The sequence below is a fragment of the Brachyspira murdochii DSM 12563 genome (genome assembly GCF_000092845.1).
GTDB lineage: Bacteria > Spirochaetota > Brachyspiria > Brachyspirales > Brachyspiraceae > Brachyspira > Brachyspira murdochii.
Genome location: NC_014150.1, coordinates 974,918 through 993,432, shown reverse-complemented (window position 1 = coordinate 993,432; position 18,515 = coordinate 974,918). Strand labels below are relative to the sequence as shown.

The window sequence follows — 18,515 nt, the reverse complement described above, 5'->3', positions numbered from 1 at the left end:
TTTAAATAAATTTTCCTATTAGTGTATGGCTTTTTATTTCGGCAACTTCCGCATTAAAAATATCACCCATATTAAGTTCTTTTTCTTTTTTTATGAGTATTATCCTGTTTTCTTTACTCCTGCATAAATAATGCATATTATCTTTTGCTGTATCATCTATCATAACAGAAGTTTTTTTACCAACCTGATTAGCTAATAGTTTTTGAGCCAATTCTCTTTGATAATTTACTAATTTTGTGAGTCTTCTTGCCCCTGATGCTTTATCATATTCTACTCTTTTCTTGTATGCTATAGAGCCTTCTCTTTCAGAATATTTATATAAATATGCTTCTTCAAAACCTATACTTTCAAGTAGTTCTAATGTTTCATTATATTCATCTTCTGTTTCATCGGCATAACCTACTATTACATCTGTAGAAATAGGGAAATCTTTAGCATAATCTCTTAAATATGATACTTTTGTTAAATATTCTTCCTTTGTATATTTTCTATTCATAAGTTTTAATATTCTGTCTGAACCGCTTTGAAAAGGTAAATGTATATGCTTGCATAAACTGTTTAGATTCCATATAGCATCAGCTAAATCCTTATCAAAATCTTTCGGGTGAGAAGTTAAAAATCTTATCCACACTTTATTTTTACTTTTTTCATCAATAACTTTATCAATTTTGTATAATAATTCTGTAAAATTAATCTCATTATCAATGTCAAGCCCGTATGAATTAACATTCTGCCCTAAAAGGGTTATCTCTTTAGCTCCGTCGTCTATTAATCTTTTTAATTCTTCTATAATTTCGTATGATTTTCTGCTTACCATTTTACCGCGTGTATGAGGTACTATACAGTATGTGCACCAATTATTACAGCCATGCGATATAGGTATAAATGCCTTATGCGGCTTATCTTCATCTACGTATGACTTATTAAATATGTAATTATCATTAAACTTCCTTACAAAAACTTCTTCGTCTTTAAGATAATCTATTATATTTACTTCGTTATATACATCAAATATTTTATTAACCCCAAGACTTTCCAATTTTTCTTTTGAAGTTTGAGCCATACAGCCCATAATTATTATTTTTGTGTCTTTTTTATTCTTTTTTCTATTTGCATTAAATAGTTTTACTCTTGAAAATACTCTCTCTTCAGCATGTGCTCTTACACTGCATGTATTTATTATTATATTATCAGCATTTTCATAATTTTCTGTTTGTATAAAACCTTCCTGCATGAGTGAATTAATTAAACTGTTTGAATCTGCCTTATTCATTTGGCAGCCGTAATTTTCTAAATAAAAGTTTTTCATATTCCAATCTTTATTTTTTATAATTTATGTTTTATAATTTTAATTATACTATTTATTTATACTGTAAACAATATAGTTTTTTACAGTTAAATCTATATTAAAATCTTATAATATTATAACATGTAAAAAATAAATGTTTTTTGTTAGAAGTGATTATATATAAAATTAATATAATATCAATAGAGTTTATTCATATAAATAAAACGTAATATATAAACATACATTATTATTTTATAAATTTAGCTTTTATATCTTCAACTAAAATTTCAGGTACTAATCCTTCTATAGGTCCGTTAAATTTTAATATTTGTTTTATTAAAGAAGAACTTACATAAGAATAATGTTCTGATGTATGTAAAAATATGGTGTCCATTTCCGGATATAATAATTTATTCATTCTTGACATTTTTAACTCATAATATAAATCTTCACTGTCTCTTATGCCTCTTGCTAATACTTTTATATCATTTTGTTTCATATATTCTGTAACAAGTCCGGATATTGATACTATTTCTATAGTATTGTTATCACCTACTACTTTTTTAATCATATTCATTCTTTCTTCTATAGTGAAAGTAGGAGATTTCTCTAAATTAACAGCTACAGATATATAAACTTTTTCAAATATATCAGCAAGTCTGTAAAGAACATCGAGATGTCCTAATGTGAAAGGGTCAAAAGTACCCGGAAATATTACTTTTCCATTTTTCATACTAATAAATTATATACAAAATTGATATAATATCAACAAAAAAGCATTATTTTTATATATAAATTATAATGCATGTATTATAATTGTGATTTAAATAATTTGAGTATATTTACAAAATATAAATTTGTATATAAGTTATTATATGTTATAATATTAGGCAATATTTATCAATTATTAGGAGTTATTTTATGGCTCACGTTAATAAAACAGAAATAAGAGTGATATATGCTGATACAGACCAAATGGGAGTGGTTTATCATTCTAATTATTTAAGATATTTTGAAATAGGAAGAACGGAACTTTTACGCGAACTTGGTATTTCATATAAAGATATGGAAGAAAAGTATAATGTAATGCTTCCAGTAAAAGAGGCATTTGTAGATTATAAGATTTCTATAAAGTATGATGATGTTATAGTTGTTCATACAAGTGTAGATAAATTAAGAAATGCGTCATTAAAATTAAAATATGAGATAAGAAGCAAAGAAAATGATATACTATACAGCACGGGCTATACTCTTCACCCATTTGTAAATAAAAAAAGCGGAGATATAGTAAAACCAGATGATTATTTATATGAAATAATGTCTAAAGGCAAGTAATTTTTTATATACTAAAAAAAAGAGGTAATTATGAATTGGCTTAATATTGTATTAACTGTTCTTTCTTCAGCCAACATGGTAGGCGATATCGTAAAAAACACGGCTATGGAAAGTAAGGCTAAAAAATTGTATGATAAGATAGATGAACGTGAAAAAGAGATAACTGAAAAAATAGAGGCTAAAGTAGGAAAAGAGTTTCAGTCTGTTTATTCAGAGATTAATTCATTAAAGATAGTTGTACGTTTTTTATTTTTTGTTTCAATAATATTGCTTGTTTTACTTGTATTATCATTGATATTTATTATTTTTATTTTAAAATATAAGAATATAATTTAATTTTGTGAGTTTGAATATGGCAGTTGCTACTAAAAAAAATAAAAAGGCATTAACTTGTTCTGTAATCACTAGAAATGCTCCAATATTGAGGTCTATGCGTATAGATCATGTAGAAATACCTTCTAGTAATGGATATGTTTCTATATATTTGGATCATTGTCCATATATTGTACGTATAGGTTATGGGGAGCTTAGAGTATATAGTGAAGATAATAAGCTCATTAATATGTATGTAGAAGACGGTATAGCTGAAGTTACTAATAATGTTATTGGTATATTAGTAGAGCAGGCTTTGTATCCAAAGGATATAGATACAGTACTGTTAAATGAAGAAATAAACAGATTATCTAAGCAAATGGTTATCAATGCCGAAGAGGCTAGGAGAAATAATGAAAAAATTGACAAATTAAAAAAACAAATAGAAATTTCTTCTAAATAATATGCTATTGTGATTTTATTATTATCCGATAATTTAGTTGACATATTTTTATAGCTTTAATATAATTAATATGTTAACTAAAAAATTTATATTAGATGATTGAATATGCCTAAAATAGAAGATTTAGAAAGACTAGGAAGTATTGCTTTTTTAATAGGAAATAAAGCATTACCAAAAGAAATATCACAAGAGGACTATGACCGTTTTAAGTCAGTTTTTACAGATGAACATATGGCAAGTTCTATACCGTCAGAAGATAATGGTTTGCCTTCTATTGATGATTTGGATAGTTTAGATTTGCCTGATGATGAGATAGTGCAGGAGGATAATAAGTCTTCTGATGATTTAGATTTACCTGATGATCTATATGGAGATGATGATTCATTAAATGATTTGGGTGCTTTGGAAGATTTGGATTTATATGATAATCCAAAAGATGATGATAAATCGTTAAACAATACAGATGATTTAGGCTTACCTGAAGATTTGGGTAATGCAGAAAATGATAAATTGTCAGCTGATGTGGATAATTTGGACTTGCCAGAAAGCGATGATAAATTGTCAGCTGATGTAGATAATTTGGACTTGCCAGAAAGTGATGATAAATTGTCAGCCGATGTGGATAATTTGGACTTGCCAGAAAGTGATGATAAATTGTCAGCCGATGTGGATAATTTGGACTTGCCAGAAAGTGATGATAAATTGTCAGCCGATGTGGATAATTTGGACTTGCCAGAAAGCGATGATAAATTGTCAGCCGATGTGGATAATTTGGACTTGCCAGAAAGCGATGATAAATTGTCAGCCGATGTGGATAATTTGGACTTGCCAGAAAGCGATGATAAATTGTCAGCTGATGTAGATAATTTGGACTTGCCAGAAAGCGATGATAAATTGTCAGCTGATGTAGATAATTTGGACTTACCAGAAGATTTAGCAGACAATGCCTTACCAACAGATGATGATGATTTAGGTCTGCCAGAAGATTTAGCAGACAATGCCTTACCAACAGATGATGATGATTTAGGCTTGCCAGAAGATTTAGATGATAATGTATTGCCTGATGATGATTTAGGCTTGCCAGAAGATTTAGATGATAATGTATTGCCTGATGACGATGATTTAGGCTTGCCTGAAGATAAAGAATTGGAAGATAAAATTGCAAAAGATATTAATGAAGCAGATTCTGTTAAAAATGATATAAAAGCTGATAAATTACCTGTATTAAATGATGATCTTCCTTTGCCAGATACATTACCTAATGTAGATGATGAGTATCAAGATGAAGCATTAGAGAATGATGATAAAGAAAATGATATTGGTATTGATGATATATCTGATAGTTTAGATGATATATTAGAAGATGATGATTTAAATGAACTTGATAATTTAGAGAATATTTTAGATGATGATAATTTAGATAAAGAAGAAACCGAGGAAACATTAGATGATGATTTGGATTTGAATAATTCATCATTAGATGATGAGGAAGAAGAAAAAGCATCAGAATCATCAGACGAAGATAAGAAAGAAGAAGAGCCTTCAGATGATGATTTGGATTTGAATAATTTATCACTAGATGATGAGGAAGAAGAAAAAGCATCAGAATCATCAGATGAAGATAAGAAAGAAGAAGAGCCTTCAGATGATGATTTGGATTTGAATAATTTATCATTAGATGATGAGGAAGAAGAAAAAGCATCAGAATTATCAGACGAAGATAAGAAAGAAGAAGAGCCTTCAGATGATGATTTGGATTTGAATAATTTATCATTAGATGATGAGGAAGAAGAAAAAGCATCAGAATTATCAGATGAAGATAAAAAAGAAGAAGAGCCTTCAGATGATGATTTGAATTTAGATAATTTATCATTAGATGATGAGGAAGAAGAAAAAGCATCAGAATTATCAGATGAAGATAAAAAAGAAGAAGAGCCTTCAGATGATGATTTGGATTTAGATAATTTATCATTAGATGATGAGGAAGAAGAAAAAGCATCAGAATTATCAGACGAAGATAAAAAAGAAGAAGAGCCTTCAGATGATGATTTGGATTTAGATAATTTATCATTAGATGATGAGGAAGAAGAAAAAGCATCAGAATTATCAGATGAAGATAAGAAAGAAGAAGAGCCTTCAGATGATGATTTGAATTTAGATAATTTAGACGATGAAGAAAAACCTTCAAATAATGCTGTTTCTAATATAGTTGAAGGAGGTACATCTCTTCCAGCTCCTGAAACTGCTGATAATTTACCTGCTTCAAAATATGATGATGTTGATAAAGATATAGATAAAGATAAAGTTTTAAATGCTATTAAAAATCTTTCTCCTCTTACACAATATCATGTTTTAGATACTATACTTAATGAAAAAATAGATAAAGATTCAATGGAAACCTTGCTCAATGCTTTAGAGAGAGGCGAAACCAGCGAAGCTATTACAGAACTTTTAAATAAAGAATTAGGTTTGGGAATAAAAGAAGAGGGCAGAAAAAATGTAATAGACCTTATACCTATACCAAATTCATTAAAAGATTATGGACAAATAATAAGAGTTGCAGCAGTATTTTTAGTACTTTTTGTTGCTTTGGTAATACTTTCTTTCCAATTTATTTATAAACCAGTAATGGCAAATAAATATTATAAACAAGGACTTGTAAGTATATCAAATGGAGCTTATGAAGAAGCAGAGCGTAATTTTGCTGAGGGCGAGAGACTTAAGCCTAAACAAATAAAATGGTATAATAAATATGCCAGAGCCTATATTGACAGAGAAACTTTTAATAATGCTTTCAGTAAAATACAAGGTGCTTTAAATATTAAGCCTAGAGATTTTGAAACTAGAATAACATTTGGTTACTATTATAGAAAGAAAGGTGAAAAGGAATTATCAGAAGAAGACTATGTATTGGGCGAACAATTATATGAGGATATGCTTGCTTATACAGGTAAGAAGAAAGAAAAAGAAACTATATACGATGAACGCGGTCTTCTTATGATAAGCAGAGCTAGAAATATGTTAGAGCCTCAGTATTACGATATAGCTTATACTAATTATATTGATATGGTTACTTTCTTTGGAGACGGAGTTGTCCCTAGAAAAAGAGCTATGCTTATAAAGATATATCAGGATAATTATGAGCATGTAAAAGCTTTACAAAATCATATAGAGCTTTTAAAACCTGGATATATAGATGATGAAGTTTATCCTAAATTGGCTCAGTACTTGCTTGATAAAGATGATTTCTACGGCTCAAGAGTATTGTTTGAAAAACTTTTAGCTGCTTATCCTAATAATTTGGAATCTATAGTTGGATATGCAGATTATGAGACAAGATTAAAACATTATGACAGAGCTATGGAACTTCTTAATACAGCAGCATTGCCTTTATATGAGTCTAATCCTTTTAATAAGGGCAAAGAGTATGTTTATAATATGTTAGGTCAGATATATTATAATTTGGGCGAATATGGAAATGCTGTAAGAAACTTTAATGAGGCACTTGCTATTAATGAAGTATATCCAGATGCTAATTATAATTTGGGTAATGTTTACTTCTATAAAGATAAAGATTATGCTAAAGCCAAACAGTATTATCAGATGGCTTATGATAATTTAGCTCCAAACCTTAGAAGTGATCAGCTGCTTTATAATTTATCTTGGATATATTATGCAGACGGAGAATATGATAGTGCTTTTGAAGGATTTAATGCATTATTCCAGAAAAACCCTAGCAATAGTGTAGTATCTTATGCTTTAGGTAATTCGCTTTTACATTTGGATAGGGCTAATTTGGCTAATGGTTTTTATAGAAATGCTTTAAGTCAGGTACTATCTAAACGCAACAGTTTGGGAAGATTGGAAATGCGTACAGAGAGAGATTTTATACTTATAAGTTATTTGGCTAGCCTTTATAATAATATAGGTGTTTCTTACGCTTATAATGCGGCTGCTGCAAATACTGTAGTAAATGAACAGGAAGCATTTAAACATTTTGTTTTGGCAAGCGAATATTTTGACCAGATTAGAACTTCTAATATAGATTTGGAAAGAGCAGAAAAAAGAACTATATTAGTTGATGATCAAAATATAGGGGCTGCTACATATAATATTATGTCTATGCAGGCTAGAAGAAATTTAAAAGAATCAGTTATTATAGATGATTATATACCTAAAGACATGTATTATATAAAATAATTTAAGATAATAGTAAAGGTTTGCATAAATAAAAAGCAGGGCATAATAAGTCCTGCTTTTTTATTTATAATTTAATTATTAAATCAAAAAGAGTTTAAAAAAATTGTGAGTTAAGTACTTTTAAAACTTTATAAATTTCTTAAATGAACTTTTCCGTTATTATCTATAGTTTTATTTCCTTTTTTATACATTATAAAAAGATAATTAAAACCTCTTAAATAAAAATTGTTTTCTATAGCAGCTATATGATAATTTCCTTTATTTAAAGTTTTATTATGGCGTACAACAGACACTATATCTATAGGCATAAAGTATTTACTCATAATTTCAAATAATTTAAATCCTATAGGCATAAATGGAAATCCTTTTTCATAGGAATCAGAAACATATAAAGCCATGTATCTGTCTTTTCTCATTATTCTAAATATTTCACTTATAACTTTTTCCATAGCCTCATAATATTCATTTTCTTTTGCAGTTAATTTTCCTATACAGTTTTTTTCATCTGAATAATTTATATGCGTACTATATGGCGGATCTATAAACACAAAATCAGCTTTTTCATCTTCTATAGGTATTTTTCTGGCATCAGCTTTAAAAATATCCTTTCTCTGCAATGCTTTTGGATTTATATCATATCCTAGGGCACGTCTGTTTAATTCTCGGGCTACATCAATAGTTGTACCGCTTCCCGCCATTGGGTCTACTACTAGGTCTTTTTCTTTTGTGTATCTGTTTAGAAGATTCCATATTATATATGAAGGAGTGGCACCTATATAGTGTTTATGTTTTTCTTCTTCGCTTTTTAAATATTGCTGGGAGGGATAGTCCCATAATGTTGTACTTTGTAATTCTAGTTTTTTTTTCATATTTTACTATTCGCTTATTATAAAATTTAATATATATACTATAATAAAACATATTTATTAACAAGCATTAAATAAAAATTACTTGTTAAAAAAATACTTTGATATATTATATAATTGTAAATATTAATTAAATAGGATTTTTATATAAATGAAAACAAGATTTAAAGCTATAATATGTTCTGCCTTATCTTTGTTTTTGGGCGGTATAGGAATACAGAAATTTTATTTAGGACAGTATAAGAGAGGAGTTTTATATGTTGTATTCTTTTTTACGGGTATTCCTTATTTGCTTTGTGTAGTAGATTTGCTTAGATTTATATTTATGAGCGATGATGCATTTAATATGAAATATAACAGCAGTTATTTTACAGAGGAATATTCGGATAATAATGATGATAAATACTCTTATAATAATGAATTAGATAAAGAGAGAGAAGTTTATGCAAACAGATTTGATAATGCCGTTGAAGCTCAGTACAGCTATGTTGATGATGTAGAAAATAAAGAAAGTACAAAAAATAATTATAATACAGAAGATGAATTGATATGTAAGGCACTTCAGTATCACAGTTCAATTAATGAATGTATAAAATCAATAACTGATTATGAGTTTGCATCTAATGTAAGGCAATTAAATAGTTTGTTTATGTGCGTTATAGATAAGTCAAAAAATTGTGAAGATAAAAGCATATCAAGAAGAGAGCTTGGTAAAATGCTTGAATATAATATACCTACTATATTAAAACTTATTAATTCATATATAGACTTATCATCTTCCAGAACTGTAAATAATAATAATATTATACATGATATTAAAGATTCTGTTTCAGCAGTTATAGAATATTTAAAAAAGGTTTTGGAAAATATACAAAAAGATGATATAATTGATATTACAAGCGATATAGATGTTTTAAAAAGCACATTAAGAAAGGGCGGTTATATTTAATTAATAATAGGAGTTTAGAAAAATGGATAGCGACGGTGTATATAAAAGAGTAGATATTAATAAGGTTATAAAGCATATCAGAGAAAATAATAGTGATATTACAGAAAGTAAGGCACAGGAAATAGCTTATATTATGATAAAAGAACTTAATAAAAAGGTTTCTTCTATGGTTCAAGATTTTGAGAATGGGGAAGGAGATTTTATGGCTTGTTATTTTGATGCCATTGATAAATAAAACTCTATAATTAAAGAATTTTACTATATATAATTGGCATACATTTTATAAATATGTATTTTTTTGTGTTGACTTTTTTTATTTTTAAGTAAATAATAATATTCATTCTAAATTATTAAGGAGATAACAATGGGTATATCAGATGATATCAAATCTGGATTTTATGCAGGCATAGGTATGATGCTTAAAGGCAAAGAAAAGCTAGAGGATGCAGCACGAGAGTTTGTTAAAGACAAAAACATAAGTGCTGAAGAGGGAGAAAAGTTTGTTAAAGATATGGTAAATAAGGCTTCTGAAACAAAAGAAGAGGTTACAGAATTTATAGATGAGAGAATTAAACAAGTTATAGATAAAATGGGGTATGTAAAAAAAGAAGAATATGATTCTATGAAAAAAGAGCTTGATGAAATAAAAGCCTCTTTAAAAAATAAGGATAATCAGTAATAAAATTAAGTAATAATTAAAAAAATAATGCATTATTAAAATTATTTATATATTTTTAATAGTGCATTTTTTTATATAAAAATAGGAAATGAATATGAATAATATGAAATCTATAAATAGAGCAAGAGAGATAATTTCAATAATAATGGCTTACGGTTTCAGAGATATTATAGCTATAACCCCTATATTAAAGCTAATAAAAAATCCAATAGATAAAATTAATATAAAATATAAAGGTATTGATTTACGCAATTACAGCAGAGGTGAGCGAATAAGAATGGCCTGCGAAGATTTAGGCACCACTTTTGTAAAACTTGGGCAGATACTATCAAATAGAAATGATATACTTCCGAAAGATATTACAGATGAGCTTAGCAAACTTCAAAATCATGTAAAGCCTTTTGATGAAAATGAAGCTATTAATATTATAGAAACAGAATTGGGCAAAAAAATAGATGAAGTGTTTGAATCATTTGATATGAAGCCTAAAGCGAGTGCTTCTATTTCTCAGGTGCATACTGCTGTGTTAAAAACAGGTGAGAAAGTTGCTATTAAAGTAAAAAGACCTAATATAGAAGATAATATATTAATGGATATAGAAGTTATTACTTGGCTTTCTAGTATTATAGAAAAATATAATGAAGAGTTTGCCTTAATGCAGCCGCAGAAACTAATAACAGCTTTTAAAGCTCAGCTTTTGCAGGAACTTGATTTTAATTTTGAAAAAAATAATACTCTTAAATTTGCAAGATATTTTAAAGATAATAAAAATATAAAAATAGCTAAGATATATGAAGAATACAGTACAAAAAGCATACTTACTATGGAATATATAGATGGAATAAAAATATCGGATATATCTCCAGATGATGATAGGTATGACAGAAAAAAACTTGTTTCTATTGGTATTGATGCAGTATTAGAGCAGATATTTATGCTCGGATTTTTTCATGCCGATCCTCACCCTGGTAATTTAATGGCTTTAGAAAATAATGTATTATGTTTTTTGGATTTTGGAATGATAGGATTTATTCCTCCAAATTCTAAAGAAGCATTTTCAGCTTTGATTATGAGTATAAGTTCTGCTGATTATTTGGCATTATCAAAAGCAATACTAGATTTATGCTATCACAGCGATATAAAAAATATAGATGATTTTAATATGGCAATATTTGTTTTAGTTAATAAATACATTGATATGTCTTTGGATAATATTAATATAGAAGATGTATTTAATGAACTTATAGAGATAATAAGAGAGTTTAGATTAAGTCTTCCAAGCAATATTATGCTTTTAATAAAATCTTTGATAGTTCTTGAAGGAGTTGGAAGGAATTTAGATAAGGATGTAAAATTAATAGAGCATATAAAGCCTTTTGCATTCAGATATGTTAAGGAACAGATAAAACCTGATAATATATTAAAACAGGCAAAAAAATTAATAAGTGATTATTCTCATATATTAAAGCAATTACCATCTGATTTCAGTGACTTGGTATCTGTAATGAAAAAAGGCAGCATGAAAATTCAGCTTGAGCATAAAAACTTAGAATCATTATCAAGTACATTAGACGGATTGGCCGACCGTCTTAGCTACTCTATAGTTTTAGCTTCTTTAATAATGGCAAGTGCTTTAATTATAACAAGCAAGATGCCTCCTTTATTTCATGGTACTTCAGTTATAGGTATGATAGGTTTTGGACTTTCTGCTATTATGGGATTTATAATGATAATAAGCAGATTTATTAATAAGTATGTTAAGAAGAAATAGAAGATAATAAAAAAGCCTCCTGAATAAGGAGGCTTAAAAATGCTCCGAGAACAGGGCTCGAACCTGCGACCCGGTGATTAACAGTCACCTGCTCTACCGACTGAGCTATCTCGGATTGTTGTTTAATGTTTAAGTATTATAGCATAAACATAATAAATGTCAATACCTAAAACTAATTTTTTTATTTATTTTATTTATAAATACTAAAATATTCTAGTATTTCTTTATATTTTTGAGATTTATTTCCAGATAACGTTATGTAGTTATTTAAATATTCATATACTTTTTTTCCGTATTCCATTTCTTTTTCAAGATCATTTTTTTTTACAGCATTATCATATTTAGTTTTATATTTAAGTGCAAGTTTATAGTTTGAATTTGGTTCTGCCCTTAATTCCAAAGCCTTTTCATAAAGTTCTATTATTTTATCTTCTTTAAACTCTTTTTCTAAATATATAGCACCATACATATAAATATCACCTAGTTTTGGGTATGATGGGTGAGATTTTAATGCCTGCATTCCTTTAGAATCCAAGAGCGTTATATATGCTTTTAATTTTGCATATGCATTAATACTTCCGTCAAAATTTGATAATGTTCTAGAATATCCTGCTGCTCTATCCAATTCCTGATCCTTACTTGGCGTTATTGGTATATTTAGGTCTGTTTGAGAAAATGCTGATAGGGCAATGCATAAAAATATTGCTGAAATAAATTTTATTTTCACTTTTACTCCAAATTGTTAATAATTTTCTGTTTTTTTATTATCGTAATAATATAAATCTAGTAAAATCAAAAAAGTAAAAAAGTTTGTATTGCTTATTGACAATAAAAGTATTTATTCTATAATGTTTTTAAAATATAAATTTATGGAGATATTTAATGGCTACAAAAAAAACAGAAAAAGCAGCTGAAGATACCGCTAAAAAGAAAGCAGCTGCTGCTAAAAAAACTGTAAATGCTAAAAAAACTGATGAAGATAAAGAAGAAAAAACATCAGTTTCTGCTAAAAAAGCCGCAGTTAAATCTGCATCTACTAAAAAAACAGCTTTAAGTGCCGGCAGTAAAAAAACTTCATCATCTAAAAAATCAGTTTCAAAGAAAAAAGTTAAAGAAGATGAAGAGTTAGAAGTTTTAGAGAAAGAAGAAGAAAAAAAAGAAGAGTATATACCTGATGAAGTTGATATCGTTAGAGAGCTTCCGGACAGATATAATGAAACAAAATTAGTTCTTATGATGCGTGACCCAGAATGGTGTTTCTTTTATTGGGATATATCTGACAGCGATATAGCTTATCATTCTTTAAAAGACAAGAGAATATCTGTAAGAATATTCCATGTATTCGGATATGATATTACTAATGGAGAGATACACAAAGAAATAGAAGTTAACTATATATATGGAGACAGATACGTTAATTTAGCTATGCCTCATGCTTATTTTATTGGAGAATTAGGATATTATGATGAAAATAATAGATTCATAGTGCTTGCCAGAAGTAATATGATATATGCTCCTAGAGATTCTATAAGCAATGTTTATGATGAGGAGTGGATGGTTAATGAAGAGATTATTAAACTTCTTAAATCACCTAAAGCTTTAAGAGAGAGTTTATCTTCTGCTACTATATTTGAACTTATAGATTTGAGAAGACATCATTTAGCTGGTTCATCATCTTCTTCACTTTTCTTAAAAAAGAATTAAATTAAAAAATTAAGTTTTTAGGCGGTATTAATTAATAGATATATACTTTATTAATTTTTCTGTTTTTGTTTTTGCTGACTCTGTAAATTAAATGTTGATTAATGCCGCTAAAAATAATACATAAAGCGGAGAATCTATTAGTATAGAAAATAGATGTCTGCTTGTTATAATCTTCTTTTTCATTACAGCAAAAGATACAACACTGCTGTATATAATTGGTATAAAGTATTTTAATTTATTTAGCTCCAATGGAAACTTTCCTATAAGAATACTAACAATCATAAATAATATTAGTACAATCGGTATTATTCTAGTTATCACTGCTAATTTAGATGAATCTATATATGTAGTTAAAGTTACAGCACCTGCTATCTTATCACTTTGAGAGAATTTTATTTCTATCAATGCCTGCCTTATAAACATAAATAAAAATACTATGCTTGTAGAAAATATATATAGGAAAGGCTTTTCTTTTATAATATTTCTATGCATTATAAATATAGATCCGTTCAAAAGCACTGTAACAGCAACTGATATTACTATAGCTTTAAATGGTATAAGTTTTTTAAATAGCTTAAAAAATACCGAAGTTTCAAATCTCGATTTATTTTCAAAACTTATATTATAGCCTATGCCAAGAAGGCTTGAAAGTATTGTAAGCATTAGTATTCCGATATCTACTTTGTATGCCAAATAAAACATAGATAATGCACTTACAGTTATAAGTGTCATAAAAAATAATTTATTTTTTTGATAGAATAAATATCTTCTTTTGTCGCTTATTTTAATAGTATAATTGCTGTACCCATTTCCCAAACTCATATACAGATAATAAGCAGCTATTACTATACCTATTTTATACTGAAAAGGCTCTGATAATATATCATATATAGCATATGACATTAAAAAAGCACCTACAGAGAAAAATATATATCCGTAATTAAGAAAATCAAATATTCTAGAAACAAATCTTGTAATAGGACTTGCATATTTATCTTTGATTGTCTGAGCCACATCTTCTATAAGCCAGTCCGGGGTGGAAGCTCCAGCCATTATGCCTACATTTTTATATTTTGATAAATCTATTTTTTCTAAATCTTCTTTATATTCAACATAAAATGCTGGCTTTATGGATGATGCTATATTATATAGATTTCTAGTATTTGAGCTTTCAGATCCTCCTATAACAAGTACGGCATCATTTCTTTTAGCTATTTCTAATACTTCATTTTGTCTTTGTTCTGTAGCTTCGCATATAGTATTTTTTACTATAATTTCTGTATCAGGATATTTTTCTTTTATTTTATCTACATATTTATCAAATACTGACTTTTGTAATGTTGTCTGAGCTGCTATTAGAGTTTTTTTTGTATCATTAGGTAAATTATTTAAATCTTCGTCTTTGTAAACAACATAGACATCATTGGCATATCCGCATACTCCAATTATTTCCGGGTGTTTAGGATTTCCTATTACTATAATTCTATAACCAAGAGAGCTATGTTTTTTAACAAGACCTTGAATTTTAGCAACATATTTACAGGTAAGATTAACTATTTTTTTAGCATGGCTAGACAGAGCTTCACGTCTTTTAGGAGATATTCCATGAGCTCTTACTATAACAGTTTTATTATTTAAAACAGACATATCCTCATTATCTTCATATGTTTTTACGCCTATATTTTCCAACATATCAAGAGTCTGAGGATTATGTATTAAATGTCCGTCAATATATATATCATCGTTATTATTATTTTTAGCAGCCTGAGAAAAAGTATTTTCAACTGCATATTTTACACCATCACAGAAACCAGCGAATTTACCTATATCTACGTTCATTGTTTATTTTTATTAATTGTAATTTTATTTAGCTTTAACTACTTTGTTGCCTTTAAGACATCTAGTGCATACCAACGCTTTTTTTGCTGAACCATTAACTTCTATTCTAATGCTTTGTAAATTAGCATTAAAAGAACGTTTAGTTTTTATATTAGAGTGGCTTACGCTATGACCATTTTGTTTGCCTTTGCCGCATATTTCACATACTCTTGCCATAATTTTCCTCCAAGAAATGATATATTAAATTTATAATTGTATGATTATATTATAAAAAATTATTCTAGTCAATAGAGCATTTATTTTTGATACTATTTTTTTGTATAATTATATCATACTTATTTAAAAACTAAATTTTGAGGAAGCTATTCATTTACAATTTCTTTTACTTTCCCATAGGAAAAAGAGTATTGTATAATAGTTTAATAAATCTCTTAAAAAACTGATAATACAATTACAAAAATATAGAAATTTACAAGAGAAAATTATATATAAATGTATTAATTTTATTATTATATAAATGTTATATAAATAAAAAGTTAACCATTGATTATATTAAAAATTATAGTATAATACCTGCATAAAAATAATTAATTGATGTTAAAAAACCTAAATAGGAGAGATATATGCCCCCAAGATCAAAATTAGGTGAAATACCTAGACAAGAGATGCCTACTAGAAGTCCGGAAGAAAGAAGAAAGGATTTTAAGGAAGTACCTACAGGATATACTGAAGAACAGGCTTATACAGAGGCTTTAAGATGTTTAGACTGCAAAGTACCCCATTGTATGGAAGGCTGTCCTGCTAAAGTAAAGATTCCTGAGTTTATAGGGCTTGTTGCTGAAAAAAAATTTTTAGAAGCAGCTAAAAAAATTAAAGAAACTAATGCTTTGCCTGCAGCCTGCGGAAGAGTATGCCCTCAGGAAACTCAATGCGAAGAAAGATGTGTTGTCGGTAAAAAATTTGAACCTGTAGCTATAGGTAAATTGGAAATGTTTGTTGCTGATTATGAAAGAAAACATGCACAGCATGAAGATTTAAAAGTTGAAAAGAACGGTAAAAAAGTATGTGTCGTAGGTGCAGGTCCTGCTGGTTTAGCTTGTGCAGGGGATTTGATTAAATTAGGATATGATGTAACTGTATTAGAAGCCTTGCATACTATAGGCGGAGTATTAATGTATGGTATTCCGGAGTTCCGTCTGCCAAAAGAATTGGTAGCTCATGAGGTAGAAAATCTTAAAAAAGACGGCGTTAATTTTAAAATAAATGAAGTTGCAGGTGTGTCTTTAGATTTTAATGAGTTGAGAAAAGAATATGATGCAATATTTTTGGGAACTGGTGCCGGACTTCCTGCTTTCTTAAATATACCCGGTGAAAATTTCTGCGGAGTGTATTCTGCTAATGAATATTTGACACGTGTTAACTTAATGGGTGCTTATAAATTCCCAGAAGTAGATACTCCTGTTATAAGACATAAAAGAGTTGCTGTATTAGGCGGAGGTAACGTAGCTATGGATGCCTGCAGAACTGCTGTAAGATTAGGTGCTGAAAAAGTATATATAGTTTATAGAAGAACTCAAAAAGAACTTCCGGCAAGGGTAGAGGAAGTACATCATGCTATGGAAGAGGGAGTAGATTTTAGATTTTTAAGAGCTCCTTTAGAGATTCTTGCAGATGAAAATGATAATGTTACAGCTATAAGAACTCAGGTAATGGAGCTTGGAGAACCTGATGCTGACGGCAGAAGAAAACCTGTTGCTGTTGAAGGTCAGACAGAAGATATAGAAGTTGATGCAGTTATTATTGCTATAGGAACTACTCCTAACCCTCTTATAGCTAGAAAAGTACCAGAATTACAAACTACTAAAAAAGGTACTTATGTTATTGATGAAGAAACAGGTGCTACTTCTATAGAGGGTGTATTTGCAGGAGGAGATGCTGCAAGAGGTGCTGCTACAGTTATTCTTGCTATTGGAGACGGTAAAAGAGCTGCAGCTGGAATACATAAATATTTATCTAATAAATAATTTACTCAGATTTGAATATTTTTCAATATTTAAGGAGACTTTTTTTAGTCTCCTTTTTTATTTTAAAAAACATATGTAAAGCAATAATATTTATTAATATGTTTTTGTAAATAATATGATTTAGTAAATCAGTAAATTATAGAAGTAAAGTTATTTTTCCTGCTGATATCCGTATTTTATTAAAATATAAATAAGTTTTTTATAAATTATAATTATTTTAAAATAATGTCAAAATTAAGTAAATTTTCTTTTATCTAAACTCCAATCATTGTATAAAACAACTAAAAAACTATGAAAGCTATTGACTTTTATACCGTTAATAATAATATGTGTTAACATAATTATATTTTTTGTAATAATATATTTTTCTTATTTTAATAATTATGGTTTATATTTCTATAAGCCATAAGATATATTTTATAAAATAAAGATTGGGAGGATTAATCTAATTATGAAGTTAAAGGTACAAGTTGGTTTTATCACCTTAATAGCTTTTATGCTTATTTCATGCGGCGGCTTACCAGTAAAAGAATACGAAAGGGTAACCGCTCTAAGAGATACAGTGGTAAACAAATATTCTGAGATAAAAACATTTGCCCCAGAAGATTTTGATATAGCAGAAAAAGGTTATGCAGAAGCTGATATTATCATGAAAGAAGAAAACAAAGATGAGGCAGAAAAAGCTAAAGAGTTATTATTAACTGCTGAAACTAATTATAATTTAGTTTTGGATAAAGGCTTGCCACCATATTCTGAAATTTTGAAGAAACAAACAGATGAAAGTGCTACCAATGCTATTAACATTAAAGCTGGTGTAATGTATGCTGATGAGTTTAATAATGCTGATACTTTATATCAGGAAGCTAATGCAATGTACGCTGCTGAAACTAAAGATTATAGAACAATGGTAGATAAACTTTATCAAGCTAAAGTAGCATATACTGATTTATATAATAAAACTAAAGAGCAATTCGATAAAAGTGATGAGGCTTTAAGAACAGTAAAAGAACGCTTAGCACAATTAGAAAAAATGATGCAGGAAGTTGAAGCCTTTGAACAGGAACAGAATTAATATATAAGGAGTA

17 protein-coding genes and 1 tRNA gene are annotated in these 18,515 nt (G+C 28.3%); 11 read left to right on the top strand and 7 right to left on the bottom strand.

Annotated features, from left to right (window positions below):
* Position 1 precedes the first annotated feature (1 nt).
* Both miaB and coaD read right to left on the bottom strand, forming a co-directional pair.
* Entirely contained in the window at positions 2-1,309 is a 1,308-nt protein-coding gene (gene miaB, locus BMUR_RS04220; protein WP_013113360.1) for a tRNA (N6-isopentenyl adenosine(37)-C2)-methylthiotransferase MiaB, read from the bottom strand.
* A gap of 226 nt (positions 1,310-1,535) precedes the next feature.
* Positions 1,536-2,021 (bottom strand): pantetheine-phosphate adenylyltransferase, encoded by a 486-nt coding sequence (gene coaD, locus BMUR_RS04215; RefSeq protein ID WP_013113359.1) that lies wholly within the window; start codon positions 2,019-2,021, stop codon positions 1,536-1,538.
* A 188-nt stretch (positions 2,022-2,209) separates the two neighbouring features.
* Between coaD and BMUR_RS04210 the strand changes: the two genes are divergently transcribed.
* From BMUR_RS04210 to flcA, 4 genes are all read left to right on the top strand, one after another.
* Entirely contained in the window at positions 2,210-2,623 is a 414-nt protein-coding gene (locus BMUR_RS04210; protein ID WP_013113358.1) for an acyl-CoA thioesterase, read from the top strand.
* Positions 2,624-2,653: 30 nt separating this feature from the next.
* Positions 2,654-2,959: a hypothetical protein gene (locus BMUR_RS04205; protein WP_013113357.1), complete on the top strand. Its 306-nt coding sequence runs from the start codon at positions 2,654-2,656 to the stop codon at positions 2,957-2,959.
* A gap of 16 nt (positions 2,960-2,975) precedes the next feature.
* Complete coding sequence (locus BMUR_RS04200) at positions 2,976-3,398, top strand: F0F1 ATP synthase subunit epsilon (RefSeq protein ID WP_013113356.1); 423 nt, start codon at positions 2,976-2,978, stop codon at positions 3,396-3,398.
* 105 nt (positions 3,399-3,503) lie between these two features.
* Positions 3,504-7,598 carry a periplasmic flagellar collar protein FlcA gene (gene flcA / locus BMUR_RS04195; protein WP_013113355.1) on the top strand — a complete coding sequence of 1,365 codons (4,095 nt, stop codon included), beginning with the start codon at positions 3,504-3,506 and terminating at the stop codon, positions 7,596-7,598.
* 128 nt (positions 7,599-7,726) lie between these two features.
* Here the strand turns inward: flcA and BMUR_RS04190 are convergent, their stop codons facing one another.
* Positions 7,727-8,467 (bottom strand): DNA methyltransferase, encoded by a 741-nt coding sequence (locus BMUR_RS04190; protein WP_013113354.1) that lies wholly within the window; start codon positions 8,465-8,467, stop codon positions 7,727-7,729.
* 148 nt (positions 8,468-8,615) lie between these two features.
* Here BMUR_RS04190 and BMUR_RS04185 point away from each other — a divergent pair, with 148 nt between their 5' ends.
* From BMUR_RS04185 to BMUR_RS04170, 4 genes are all read left to right on the top strand, one after another.
* Entirely contained in the window at positions 8,616-9,413 is a 798-nt protein-coding gene (locus BMUR_RS04185; RefSeq protein ID WP_013113353.1) for a TM2 domain-containing protein, read from the top strand.
* A gap of 22 nt (positions 9,414-9,435) precedes the next feature.
* Positions 9,436-9,648, top strand: a complete 213-nt coding sequence (locus BMUR_RS04180) for a hypothetical protein (RefSeq protein ID WP_013113352.1) — start codon at positions 9,436-9,438, stop codon at positions 9,646-9,648.
* Between the two features lie 129 nt (positions 9,649-9,777).
* Complete coding sequence (locus tag BMUR_RS04175; RefSeq protein ID WP_013113351.1) at positions 9,778-10,092, top strand: phasin family protein; 315 nt, start codon at positions 9,778-9,780, stop codon at positions 10,090-10,092.
* A 94-nt stretch (positions 10,093-10,186) separates the two neighbouring features.
* Positions 10,187-11,863, top strand: a complete 1,677-nt coding sequence (locus tag BMUR_RS04170) for an ABC1 kinase family protein (protein ID WP_013113350.1) — start codon at positions 10,187-10,189, stop codon at positions 11,861-11,863.
* A gap of 42 nt (positions 11,864-11,905) precedes the next feature.
* On the opposite strand, the gene BMUR_RS04165 is transcribed toward BMUR_RS04170, so the two are convergent.
* Positions 11,906-11,978 (bottom strand) — tRNA-Asn (locus tag BMUR_RS04165).
* Positions 11,979-12,053: 75 nt separating this feature from the next.
* Complete coding sequence (locus BMUR_RS04160) at positions 12,054-12,590, bottom strand: hypothetical protein (protein ID WP_013113349.1); 537 nt, start codon at positions 12,588-12,590, stop codon at positions 12,054-12,056.
* A 155-nt stretch (positions 12,591-12,745) separates the two neighbouring features.
* On the opposite strand from BMUR_RS04160, the gene BMUR_RS04155 reads away from it, so the two are divergent.
* Positions 12,746-13,567 (top strand): DUF4912 domain-containing protein, encoded by an 822-nt coding sequence (locus BMUR_RS04155; RefSeq protein WP_013113348.1) that lies wholly within the window; start codon positions 12,746-12,748, stop codon positions 13,565-13,567.
* Between the two features lie 87 nt (positions 13,568-13,654).
* Here BMUR_RS04155 and ispH read toward each other — a convergent pair whose 3' ends face one another.
* Together ispH and rpmB are read right to left on the bottom strand one after the other, a co-directional pair.
* Entirely contained in the window at positions 13,655-15,406 is a 1,752-nt protein-coding gene (ispH, locus tag BMUR_RS04150; protein WP_013113347.1) for a 4-hydroxy-3-methylbut-2-enyl diphosphate reductase, read from the bottom strand.
* A 24-nt stretch (positions 15,407-15,430) separates the two neighbouring features.
* Complete coding sequence (rpmB, locus tag BMUR_RS04145) at positions 15,431-15,622, bottom strand: 50S ribosomal protein L28 (RefSeq protein WP_013113346.1); 192 nt, start codon at positions 15,620-15,622, stop codon at positions 15,431-15,433.
* Between the two features lie 407 nt (positions 15,623-16,029).
* On the opposite strand from rpmB, the gene gltA reads away from it, so the two are divergent.
* Positions 16,030-17,430 carry an NADPH-dependent glutamate synthase gene (gene gltA, locus BMUR_RS04140; protein ID WP_013113345.1) on the top strand — a complete coding sequence of 467 codons (1,401 nt, stop codon included), beginning with the start codon at positions 16,030-16,032 and terminating at the stop codon, positions 17,428-17,430.
* A gap of 451 nt (positions 17,431-17,881) precedes the next feature.
* Entirely contained in the window at positions 17,882-18,502 is a 621-nt protein-coding gene (locus BMUR_RS04135) for a hypothetical protein (RefSeq protein WP_013113344.1), read from the top strand.
* Positions 18,503-18,515: the final 13 nt, after the last annotated feature.

Bases quoted from the DNA above. Each gene is read 5' to 3' on its own strand.
- miaB (WP_013113360.1), bottom strand. From the start codon at position 1,309: ATGAAAAACTTTTATTTAGAAAATTACGGCTGCCAAATGAATAAGGCA.
- coaD (WP_013113359.1), bottom strand. From the start codon at position 2,021: ATGAAAAATGGAAAAGTAATATTTCCGGGTACTTTTGACCCTTTCACA.
- BMUR_RS04210 (WP_013113358.1), top strand. From the start codon at position 2,210: ATGGCTCACGTTAATAAAACAGAAATAAGAGTGATATATGCTGATACA.
- BMUR_RS04205 (WP_013113357.1), top strand. From the start codon at position 2,654: ATGAATTGGCTTAATATTGTATTAACTGTTCTTTCTTCAGCCAACATG.
- BMUR_RS04200 (WP_013113356.1), top strand. From the start codon at position 2,976: ATGGCAGTTGCTACTAAAAAAAATAAAAAGGCATTAACTTGTTCTGTA.
- flcA (WP_013113355.1), top strand. From the start codon at position 3,504: ATGCCTAAAATAGAAGATTTAGAAAGACTAGGAAGTATTGCTTTTTTA.
- BMUR_RS04190 (WP_013113354.1), bottom strand. From the start codon at position 8,467: ATGAAAAAAAAACTAGAATTACAAAGTACAACATTATGGGACTATCCC.
- BMUR_RS04185 (WP_013113353.1), top strand. From the start codon at position 8,616: ATGAAAACAAGATTTAAAGCTATAATATGTTCTGCCTTATCTTTGTTT.
- BMUR_RS04180 (WP_013113352.1), top strand. From the start codon at position 9,436: ATGGATAGCGACGGTGTATATAAAAGAGTAGATATTAATAAGGTTATA.
- BMUR_RS04175 (WP_013113351.1), top strand. From the start codon at position 9,778: ATGGGTATATCAGATGATATCAAATCTGGATTTTATGCAGGCATAGGT.
- BMUR_RS04170 (WP_013113350.1), top strand. From the start codon at position 10,187: ATGAATAATATGAAATCTATAAATAGAGCAAGAGAGATAATTTCAATA.
- BMUR_RS04155 (WP_013113348.1), top strand. From the start codon at position 12,746: ATGGCTACAAAAAAAACAGAAAAAGCAGCTGAAGATACCGCTAAAAAG.
- ispH (WP_013113347.1), bottom strand. From the start codon at position 15,406: ATGAACGTAGATATAGGTAAATTCGCTGGTTTCTGTGATGGTGTAAAA.
- rpmB (WP_013113346.1), bottom strand. From the start codon at position 15,622: ATGGCAAGAGTATGTGAAATATGCGGCAAAGGCAAACAAAATGGTCAT.
- gltA (WP_013113345.1), top strand. From the start codon at position 16,030: ATGCCCCCAAGATCAAAATTAGGTGAAATACCTAGACAAGAGATGCCT.
- BMUR_RS04135 (WP_013113344.1), top strand. From the start codon at position 17,882: ATGAAGTTAAAGGTACAAGTTGGTTTTATCACCTTAATAGCTTTTATG.